Consider the following 9,455-nt stretch of genomic DNA (forward strand, 5'->3'; position numbering starts at 1 on the left):
GTAATACACTACTCTTCTAACGCAAAAGTAGAGCCAATATTTGAAGATAAAAAAAATATTTTTTCAATATCAAAAATCCTACTGACAAACTGTTGCCATAACCCTCTCTTACCTTTGTATCAACAACAAACAAAACAAATACATTATGACAACTACAGCAACAGCCACTAAACAATTTATGACTTCTGAACAGTTACTAGAAGACTGGCAGGGACACAGAAATCTTACAAGAAGAGTGATTGAATCTTTTCCTGAAAAAGAGCTATTCGAATTTTCTGTAGGCGGAATGAGACCGTTTGCAAAACTGGCAGTAGAACTGATCAGCATTGGTGGGCCTGCTTTAAAAGGAATTGTGGAAGGAAATATGGAAGCATACAGTGAAGAAGCATTTAATCCTAAAACTAAAGAAGAGATTTTGAAAAAGTGGGATGAAGAAACCAAAGTAATCAACCATTATTTCAATCAAATTTCTGAAGAACGTTTTCAGGAGACTTTTAATTTATTCGGACAATATGAATTTCCTGTATACCAGAACATTCTTTATTTTGTAGACAACGAAGTTCACCACCGTGGACAAGGTTATGTTTATCTGAGAGCTTTAGGTATTGAACCTCCTTTCTTCTGGGAGAGATTTTAATTTCAATAAAAGTGAAGAGGTAAAATTGCAAAAAGGCGGAAATCATGAAAAATACATCTGCAATGTCATTTATTAATAGTGATTTTCTCCATCTCAACAACTTATATCATTTTTTGCGACTAAACAAATTTAGCTTTTTTGCGATTTTACCCTTGGCTTGTTAACCATTTCATTTATTTGCCTCAATGAAGTCTTTAAACCTCAACAGCTGTCTTGTTGGGGTTTATTATTGATGTCTTTCGATCATTTTTAGCAACAGTTCTTTCAAACGTGTACGAAGACTTTCCGGCTCCAGAACAGTGGCATAATCTGCAAAAGTGACAACCCAGCGTGGAAACCCATCATTGATCCATTCTGTTTCAAAAGTAAGTTCTACTCCATTTTCTGTTTCTACTTCTTCTGTCAGTCCGTAGTATTTTTTAGAATTCACGAGGTGATTCATTATCTTTTTATCAACCAGAAGTTTGGCTTTAACTTTATTCCCGTTTGATTTTTTTCGGTAATCATTTACCTGTCCATATTCCTGCAGGAAGGATTCTGTGTTTTTGAGATTTCCAGAATTCTGTCGATACGAAACTGTCTGAAATCTTTCCTCAGGGTACAGTATGCCATAATGTACCAGATATTAAATTCGAAAAACATCCCGACTGTTTCAATCGTTCTGTTATCTACCCTTCCTTCTACAGTTTTATACCTTATAGTGAGCTGGGTTTTCTCTGCTATACTTTCCAGGATAATAGGAATTACATTTTTAAGGGAGTCTCCGGAATCTGTGTGAAAGCTGAAAACATCAATCTGCTTTTCAATATTTTTAATCAGGTTTTTATCAGAATATTTCAATACCGAACGAACCTTTTCCATTGCTGCCTGATAATGATTCCCTAAACTTTGGTGGGAAAATTTCTGCATCAGTTTTTCAGCGGTAATGAAACTTAACACTTCTTCTTTGGTAAACATAATCGGAGGAAGCTTGTAACCATCCATTAAAGAATAGCCATTCCCTGCTTCTCCCACAATAGGAATACCCGCATTTTCCAGGGTTTTCACATCACGGTAAATGGTTCTGATGCTTACATCGAATTTTTCAGCCAGATCCTGTGCCCTCACAACAGGTTTCGACTGTAACTGGGTAAGAATGGCCGTTACCCGATCAAGTTTTTTTAGATAGTGATCGTTCATGATACAGCAAAGCTAAAATTCTTTTTTGAGGTATAGCTTATAAATGGACCTGCTTTTTCTGTTTTAATTTTATTTAAAAGTATTCACCAGTTTATCAAGGTTCAGACTTCGAGCTGAGGCATCAAAAATCTCACGGTACGTTCCTTCTTTATTGTACAATTCATCATGAGTTCCATTTTCAACCACTCTGCCTTTTTTCATGACATAAATAATATCGGAATCCAGAATCTGTGACAGCGAGTGGGAAATTATAATAACAGTTCTTCCTTCTTTGATGGCATCCAACGAGTTTTTAATCTGTTCAGTGGCAATTGCATCCAGGCTGGCTGTAGGCTCATCCAGAAAGATAATCGGAGGGTTTTTAAGAAACAGTCTTGCAATAGCAATTCTCTGCTGTTGTCCCCCGGAAAGTTGGGTAGCATCATGCTGGTATTGGTCGGGAAGATCCATAATCTGTTCATGCAGATACGCTTTTTTGCAGCTTCTTCAATTTCTTCAAAGCTTGCATTCATATCTCCATAACGGATATTATCTTCTATACTTCCCTGAAAGATATGATTTCTCTGCAGCACCAGCCCCAGATCACTTCTCAGAAAGGTATTATCAAATTCATTAAGATTGACTCCGTCCAAGAGAATTTCTCCGAAATCCGGAAGATAAAATTTACACAACAAATTAATGACCGTTGATTTTCCAGCACCGCTCAATCCGACTAAAGCTGTCGTTTTTCCATTTTCAATTTTCATGGAAACATTATGTAAAGCTTTTGTACCGTTGGGATAGGTGAAATCAACATTTTTCAATTCAAAAGTACCTTTGATTTCTTTTTCTACAAAACTTCCGTTTGATTCTGTTTCATTGTCTGCATTCAGAATATCAAAATACCCTTCTGCATAGATCATGGCATCATTCATATCATCATAAATCCTGTGAAGCTGGCGAATGGGAGCAGAAACATTGTTAAAAAGCATAATATGAAGCATGATGGCTCCAATAGTCATCTGCTGATCCAGCACAAGATAAACGGTTAAAAGGATAATCAAAACCACTCCGAATTGTTCTATAAAGGTCTTTAAACCATCATAAATAAAGTTCGTTTTTCTTGTGATCATCTGACTTTCCATCAACTCCATCTGAAGATCATATTGCTTTTTTCCTTCAAATTTTTCACGGACAAAACTCTTAATCACCATAATGGAATTAATCAGGTTCAGAAGTCCGGACGTCTTTTTTTCCCTTTGATTTCTAAGCTGGCGGCGAACTCCGCCTAGTTTTTTGGCCTGCAGAGAACTGATGTAAAAATAAATCGGAACAATAATCGTAGAAACGAGCCCCACATACACATTCTGCATGTACATAATGATTAAAGCAATGATGGCATTGGAAAAAAGAGGGAGAATATCGATGAAAAAATTCTGAACTAATCTCGTCAGACTTTCTATTCCACGGTCTATTCTAATCTGTAACTTTCCGGATTCATGGTTTTCATCATTAAAATAAGCTACTCTATAGGTCAGAATTTTATCAATAGCTGATTGTGCCAGCACAGAACTTACATTAATCCTGATTTTTTCTCCATAAAATTTCTGCCCGAAATTGATAAAAATATTCAAAAGTTCTTTTCCCAGTAAAATAATGGATATGATAATGAGAATATGAATTCCTTCTGACATGGGATGCGGAAGATGGGTAAGCTTGGTAACCTCATCTACGGTATATTTCAAAACAATCGGGTTGACCTGTGCTGCAAGAGCTCCCAAAAAAGTAAGAAACAGTGTTCCGTAAATCATGGGACGATAAGGTCTGATAAATGGAACAAGTTGTTTATAGATTCCAAATAGGGTAACGGTTCTGTTAAAGGGTTTTGCCATAGATAGAAATCATTTTTAAATGAAAAACGTACCGCTTTCAAAAGAAAAAGGTACGTTTTATTATTATGTTCAGCAAGTAAATGCTTTATATTTTATCCTTCAAATAGATAAGTTGTAAGGTAATGCAGCTCTTTTCTGCTGGCTTCTTTAGACTCTGCTTCTGCCTGCTCCAGAGAATATTGGGAATTAATTTCCTTTTTCTGGAAAACAAATGAATTGTTAGCATTCTTATCCACTACATCATTAAAGATATGTTCAATTTCAGAATTCGCTAATGAAGCAAAACTGATATCTTCAAAACCATACATCAGCCTCAGATCATCAAACATTTTGAAGTTTTCATCTACAAATCCCTGCAACTGTGCTTTTGAATCAAAATTACCCGCCCAGATATTATATGCGTATTTCTTCTTTTTAGGTTTATCTAAAATACTTTGATACACGAAGTTTTCACCCAGATAGGCTTCCCTTACCTGCGGATCATTCGCTAAATCTTCCGGAAGTCCTTCTTTCAGGATCTTTCCCTCAAACATAATATAAGTTTTATTGGTAATAGCCAGAGTCTGTTGTACATTGTGGTCGGTAATCAGAATCCCGATATTTTTATCAACAAGGCTTCTTACAATTTTCTGGATATCTTCTACGGCAATCGGGTCTACCCCTGCAAAAGGTTCATCCAGAAGAATAAAATTCGGGCTTGTAGCAAGACAACGAGCAATTTCGGTTCTACGTCTTTCCCCTCCGGAAAGAAGATCTCCTCTGTTTTTACGGACATGCTGTAAAGAAAATTCTTCAATAAGTTCATCACATTTAATCTGCTGTTCACGTTTTGAAAGTTTAGTGAGCTGCAATACTCCCATGATGTTTTCCTCCACAGACAACTTTCTGAAAACCGAAGCCTCCTGAGCCAGATACCCGATTCCCTTTTGGGCTCTTCGGTACATGGCATCGGTAGTAATCTCCTGCTTGTCTAAGAAAATTTTTCCTGAAGTGGGCTTAACCAACCCTACAATCATATAAAACGATGTGGTTTTTCCTGCTCCGTTCGGGCCAAGCAAACCAACAATTTCTCCCTGTTGAACCTGTACAGAAACGCCTTTTACCACTTTTTTAGGACCGTATTCCTTGATTAAGTTTTCTCCTCGTAAAATCATAGGGCAAATATATCAAAAATATAAACTTCACTTATAGGTTAATATCAACTTGTTTACGTTAAATGCAAACTTATTCATTTACAACCTATTGTAACTTTTCATCATTTTAATCTACTCATCGTAAAACATATCAATCAATTATAAATATTAAGCAATGGAAAATTACGGTTACACAAAAACAGAAGATATTCACAACCAGCAAAGCAACGTACCTTATCGTTCAGAGAAAAAAATACCTGCTGCTATATTAGGAATCCTTGTAGGATGGCTGGCTTTAAATAAATTTTATCTGGGCTATACGAAGGAGGGAATTATTCAGCTGGTTCTGAATGTTGTTACTTTGGGAGCAGCTTCCATCATTCCTTTCATTGAAGGTATTTTATATCTTTTTATGAATGACAAACAATTTGATGACACTTATGTATACGGGAAAAAAGGTTGGTTGTAAAAAATTATCCTCACCTCGTTAGAAATAAAAAGAGACTCCCGATTAAGTAGTCTCTTTTTTATCTGAATGCATTTAATCATTATTTATTTAAAAGAATAGCAGCTTCTTTCGCAAAATAGGTAAAGATCATGTCTGCTCCTGCTCTTTTAAAACATGTTAAACTTTCAATGATCGTTTTGTCATTATCCAGCCAGCCATTTTGAGCAGCCGCTTTTACCATAGCATATTCTCCACTTACGTTATAAACTGCAATCGGAAGGTCAATAGCTTCACGTACTTTGGAAACGATATCCAGATAAGGAAGACCTGGTTTGATCATGATCACATCTGCTCCTTCATGAATATCTTTGAAAACTTCGTTCAATGCTTCACGGGTATTGTGGAAGTCCATCTGATAAGTCTTTTTATCTTTTGGAATTTCCATATCATCTTTTGGAGCACTGTCTAAGGCACTTCTGAAAGGCCCATAGAAAGAACTTGCATATTTGGCAGCATAGCTTACAATTCCTACATCTGTAAATCCGCTTTCTTCCAATGCTTCACGAATGATCTGCACTCTTCCGTCCATCATATCACTTGGAGCCACAAGATCTGCCCCTGCTTCGGCATGAGATACTGACATTCTTGCCAGTGCATCATTCGTAGCATCATTCAGAACTTTTCCGTTTTCAATGATTCCGTCGTGTCCGTAGATGGAATATGGATCCAACGCTACATCTGGCATAACAATCATTCCCGGAACGGCATCTTTGATTGCTTTGATGGTGTTTTGCATCAATCCGTCTTTGTTCCAGGCTTCTTTTCCTGTATTGTCTTTAAGATGTTCTGACACCTTCATGTACAAATTGACAGCTTTTACTCCCAAAGAAAATAATTCCTTACATTCCTTCACTGTTAAATCTATACTCCGCCTAAAAATTCCCGGCATAGACGGGATTGCCTCCTGCTTGTTTTCGCCCTCCATTACGAAGATCGGCATTACAAAATCATCAGTTGTAAGCACACTTTCTCTTACCAAACTTCTGATAGATTCATTAACTCTAAGTCTTCTATTTCTTGAATGTATCATTTTGGAATACTTTTTGAATAAGTTTCTACAAATTTAATATAAGTTCTACAAAAAACTATTGTATGAAATTGTAGAATTTATTATATTTGTTATATATATTCGAGAAATTATAAATTTGATGAAAAAACTTTTACTTTTATTTCTATTTGTAGGCACTTTTGTTGGATTTTCCAACAATTTAAAAGCTCAGCTTAAAGAGCCGGGTTCCATCACTCAAAAGGCGGATGATGGAGTATTGCTTGCCTATCCAAACCCTGCAAAGGATTTCCTTATCATTAAGGCAAAAGATTCTTCTTTAAGAATCAAAAGTGTGACTTTTTATTCAATTTTGGGTATGCAGGTTGCCAGCTATACAGTCAACATGAATTCCGGTGAGATTAATATTGAAAAATTAAAGCCCGGAAAATATATGATACGCTATATTTTAAGTGACAACACGCAAAAAGTTACTCAAATCGTAAAACAATAAATTAAAATCCTGATAATCATCAGGATTTTTTCTTTTTGCATTAATTCTGTTTTAATATTTCCGTAACTTTCGGGACTTTTTAATACTAATAGTAAAAAGAATAATTTTAATGCTAAAAGCTGAACATATTAAAAAGACCTATAATGCCGGAAAAAAGGTCGCACTGGATGATTTCAGCATCCATGTTCCGAAAGGCAGTATTTATGGTCTTTTAGGTCCTAACGGAGCCGGAAAAACTTCTTTTATCCGTATCATCAACCAAATTACTCAGGCCGACTCAGGAGATATCTTGATCAATGGAGAAAAACTGAATCCCAGTCACATCAAAGACATTGGCTACATGCCGGAAGAAAGAGGATTGTATAAAAACATGAGTGTTGGGGATCAGATTCTATATTTTGGGGAACTGAAAGGAATGAGTAAAAATGATGCTCTGAATGAAGCAAAAAGATGGTTTGAAAAGCTTCATATTGACCAATGGTGGAAGAAAAAGCTTTCTGAACTGTCTAAAGGAATGGCACAAAAGATTCAGTTTGTAGTAACTGTTCTTCACAGACCTCATCTTTTAATTCTTGATGAGCCATTTTCAGGTTTTGACCCTGTAAATGCGAACTTAATCAAAGATCAGATCATTGATCTTAAAAATAACGGAACAACTATTATTCTTTCTACCCACAGGATGGAAAGCGTGGAGGAAATGTGTGATTATGTTGCTTTGATCAACAATTCTAAAAAGATTATTGACGGAAGGGTTTTTGATGTAAGAGAAAAATTCAAGAAAAATATTTTTGGGGTTACGCTTTCTGAAGTAAGCAATGATCAGTTTGAAAATTTCAAAAACAAACATGAGATTTTCAATTTATCAAATGAAAACAACCTTATTTCTTTTGACCTGAAAAATGAAGAAAGCCAGAATAGTGTTCTTCTTGATCTTGTACAGGTAGGTAAAGTGAGATCATTCGACGAAAGAATTCCTAGTATGAATGAAGTGTTTATTAATGCTGTAAGTAACCATTCTTAATTTTTATGAATAATATTTTTTTAATTACCAAGAGAGAGTTTCTTACACAGGTTAAGAAAAAATCTTTCATCATATTGACTTTGCTGGCACCGGTCATGATTATTGCTTTTGGAGCGGTAATCGGACTTATGTTTAAAGCGAATGAATCTCACAGTATCATAGAAGTGGTTGACAAAAGCGGATTGTTTACCAATCAGCTGAAATCTAATGATAAATTAAATTATGTTTTTGTTTCTGCCGCAGATGAAAAGTCTAAGATCAACAATTTAAAAGGAAATGAATCTCTGGATGGTATTTTAATTCTTCCCGAGCTGAAAAATCAAAATTTTGATGCTCTTGAAAAGGAAACAAGATTAGTGATCAACAGTAAAATAGGATTTGATACAAAGCAGAAAATCGTTTCTGACATCAGCGATGTTGTTAAAAAAGAAAAAATCAAACAACTGGGTATTCAGGAGACCCAGCTAAATGATCTTGATAAAGGCTTCACACTAAAAACCATCAATGTTACCGATAATAATAAGGAAGATTCTGATCTTGCATTTGGAGTGAAATCCGGACTGAGTATGGTTTTGATGTATGTTACTTTTATGTTTATCATTATTTATGGTGTAAGAGTAATGCGAAGTGTACTTGAAGAAAAAAACAACCGTGTTGTAGAGATCATTATTTCTTCTGTAAAACCTTTTGAACTTATGATGGGTAAGATTCTGGGAGTAACAATGGTTGCATTGACACAGTTTCTGATCTGGATCACAATGTCTGTAATAGGAGCGCTGGTTTTAAACACAGGATTCTCTCCTCTTCAGAAAAACATTCCGGGAGGAAACGAAGAAATTGCGAGTAAACTGGATATGGGACAGCTTGCTACCCAGATTTCTCACAGTTTACTGGAACTGAATTTCCCGCTGATTATTTTTGTATTCATCGTTTACTTCCTTTTAGGATATATTTTTTACAGTTCTATTTATGCAGCAATTGGTTCTGCAGTGGATAATGAAACGGAAACACAACAATTCACTTTATTTGCAATTTTACCACTAACACTAGGAATGTACGGAAGTTTCACATTAATGAACAATCCGGATGGACCATTAGGTTTCTGGCTGTCGATCATTCCATTTACATCCCCCGTTGCGATGATTGCCAGAATTCCGTTTGGAGTTCCTATATGGCAGATTGTATTGTCTATTATATTATTACTGGCCACTACTGTTTTTATGATCTTCCTGGCTGGAAAGATCTATCGTGTAGGTATTTTAATGTATGGGAATAAAGCGACTATGAAAGAGCTTTGGAAGTGGATAAAGGATAATTTAATATCAAAAATATAAACAAAAAAAATCCCGAAAACTAAGTTTAGACTGCACCCAAAAGTTTAGACAAAATTAAACAATATTATTATATGAAAGAGTTCTGTACTGTACGGGACTCTTTCCTTTTAGATTAAGTCTTATCCTGTCGTTATTATAGTAATTGATATACTTCTTTATTTCTTTTTTGAGCTCATCAATGGTTTTAAATTTCTTAGTATAGAACATTTCAGATTTTAAAGTTCCAAAGAAGTTTTCTATTACCGCATTATCCAGGCAGTTTCCTTTGCGGGA

9 protein-coding genes and 2 pseudogenes are annotated in these 9,455 nt (G+C 35.5%); 5 read left to right on the forward strand and 6 right to left on the reverse strand.

Going from position 1 to position 9,455, the window contains the following annotated elements:
• The first annotated feature begins 145 nt into the window (after positions 1-145).
• Complete coding sequence (locus BOQ62_RS18975) at positions 146-637, forward strand: DinB family protein (RefSeq protein WP_129041979.1); 492 nt, start codon at positions 146-148, stop codon at positions 635-637.
• 226 nt (positions 638-863) lie between these two features.
• Here the strand turns inward: BOQ62_RS18975 and BOQ62_RS24335 are convergent, their stop codons facing one another.
• From BOQ62_RS24335 to lptB, 4 genes and pseudogenes are all read right to left on the reverse strand, one after another.
• Complete coding sequence (locus BOQ62_RS24335; protein ID WP_410494228.1) at positions 864-1,079, reverse strand: WYL domain-containing protein; 216 nt, start codon at positions 1,077-1,079, stop codon at positions 864-866.
• 65 nt (positions 1,080-1,144) lie between these two features.
• Positions 1,145-1,816, reverse strand: a complete 672-nt coding sequence (locus BOQ62_RS18980; RefSeq protein WP_262708363.1) for a helix-turn-helix transcriptional regulator — start codon at positions 1,814-1,816, stop codon at positions 1,145-1,147.
• A 69-nt stretch (positions 1,817-1,885) separates the two neighbouring features.
• Positions 1,886-3,606, reverse strand: a pseudogene (locus tag BOQ62_RS18985) (ABC transporter ATP-binding protein).
• Positions 3,607-4,115: 509 nt separating this feature from the next.
• A pseudogene (gene lptB, locus BOQ62_RS18990) lies at positions 4,116-4,841 on the reverse strand (LPS export ABC transporter ATP-binding protein); the annotation flags it as partial.
• A 154-nt stretch (positions 4,842-4,995) separates the two neighbouring features.
• Between lptB and BOQ62_RS18995 the strand changes: the two are divergent.
• Entirely contained in the window at positions 4,996-5,289 is a 294-nt protein-coding gene (locus tag BOQ62_RS18995) for a TM2 domain-containing protein (RefSeq protein WP_129041980.1), read from the forward strand.
• 79 nt (positions 5,290-5,368) lie between these two features.
• Here the strand turns inward: BOQ62_RS18995 and hemB are convergent, their stop codons facing one another.
• Positions 5,369-6,358, reverse strand: a complete 990-nt coding sequence (hemB, locus tag BOQ62_RS19000; RefSeq protein ID WP_129041981.1) for a porphobilinogen synthase — start codon at positions 6,356-6,358, stop codon at positions 5,369-5,371.
• Between the two features lie 118 nt (positions 6,359-6,476).
• On the opposite strand from hemB, the gene BOQ62_RS19005 reads away from it, so the two are divergent.
• From BOQ62_RS19005 to BOQ62_RS19015, 3 genes are all read left to right on the forward strand, one after another.
• Positions 6,477-6,827 carry a T9SS type A sorting domain-containing protein gene (locus BOQ62_RS19005; protein ID WP_129041982.1) on the forward strand — a complete coding sequence of 117 codons (351 nt, stop codon included), beginning with the start codon at positions 6,477-6,479 and terminating at the stop codon, positions 6,825-6,827.
• Between the two features lie 109 nt (positions 6,828-6,936).
• A complete protein-coding gene (locus BOQ62_RS19010; protein WP_129041983.1) occupies positions 6,937-7,848 on the forward strand; it encodes an ABC transporter ATP-binding protein in 912 nt (303 codons plus the stop codon).
• A gap of 5 nt (positions 7,849-7,853) precedes the next feature.
• Positions 7,854-9,182, forward strand: coding sequence for an ABC transporter permease (locus BOQ62_RS19015; protein WP_129041984.1), 1,329 nt, complete (start codon positions 7,854-7,856; stop codon positions 9,180-9,182).
• 54 nt (positions 9,183-9,236) lie between these two features.
• Here the strand turns inward: BOQ62_RS19015 and BOQ62_RS19020 are convergent.
• Positions 9,237-9,455 (reverse strand): IS3 family transposase (locus BOQ62_RS19020; RefSeq protein ID WP_164976702.1); only part of this gene is annotated, 219 nt, incomplete at its 5' end.

Origin of the sequence: Chryseobacterium sp. CH21 (assembly GCF_004119445.1) — a bacterium.
Taxonomy (GTDB): Bacteria; Bacteroidota; Bacteroidia; order Flavobacteriales; family Weeksellaceae; genus Chryseobacterium.

Bases quoted from the DNA above. Each gene is read 5' to 3' on its own strand.
- BOQ62_RS19015 (WP_129041984.1), top strand. From the start codon at position 7,854: ATGAATAATATTTTTTTAATTACCAAGAGAGAGTTTCTTACACAGGTT.
- BOQ62_RS18975 (WP_129041979.1), top strand. From the start codon at position 146: ATGACAACTACAGCAACAGCCACTAAACAATTTATGACTTCTGAACAG.
- hemB (WP_129041981.1), bottom strand. From the start codon at position 6,358: ATGATACATTCAAGAAATAGAAGACTTAGAGTTAATGAATCTATCAGA.
- BOQ62_RS24335 (WP_410494228.1), bottom strand. From the start codon at position 1,079: ATGAATCACCTCGTGAATTCTAAAAAATACTACGGACTGACAGAAGAA.
- BOQ62_RS18995 (WP_129041980.1), top strand. From the start codon at position 4,996: ATGGAAAATTACGGTTACACAAAAACAGAAGATATTCACAACCAGCAA.
- BOQ62_RS19005 (WP_129041982.1), top strand. From the start codon at position 6,477: ATGAAAAAACTTTTACTTTTATTTCTATTTGTAGGCACTTTTGTTGGA.
- BOQ62_RS19010 (WP_129041983.1), top strand. From the start codon at position 6,937: ATGCTAAAAGCTGAACATATTAAAAAGACCTATAATGCCGGAAAAAAG.
- BOQ62_RS18980 (WP_262708363.1), bottom strand. From the start codon at position 1,816: ATGAACGATCACTATCTAAAAAAACTTGATCGGGTAACGGCCATTCTT.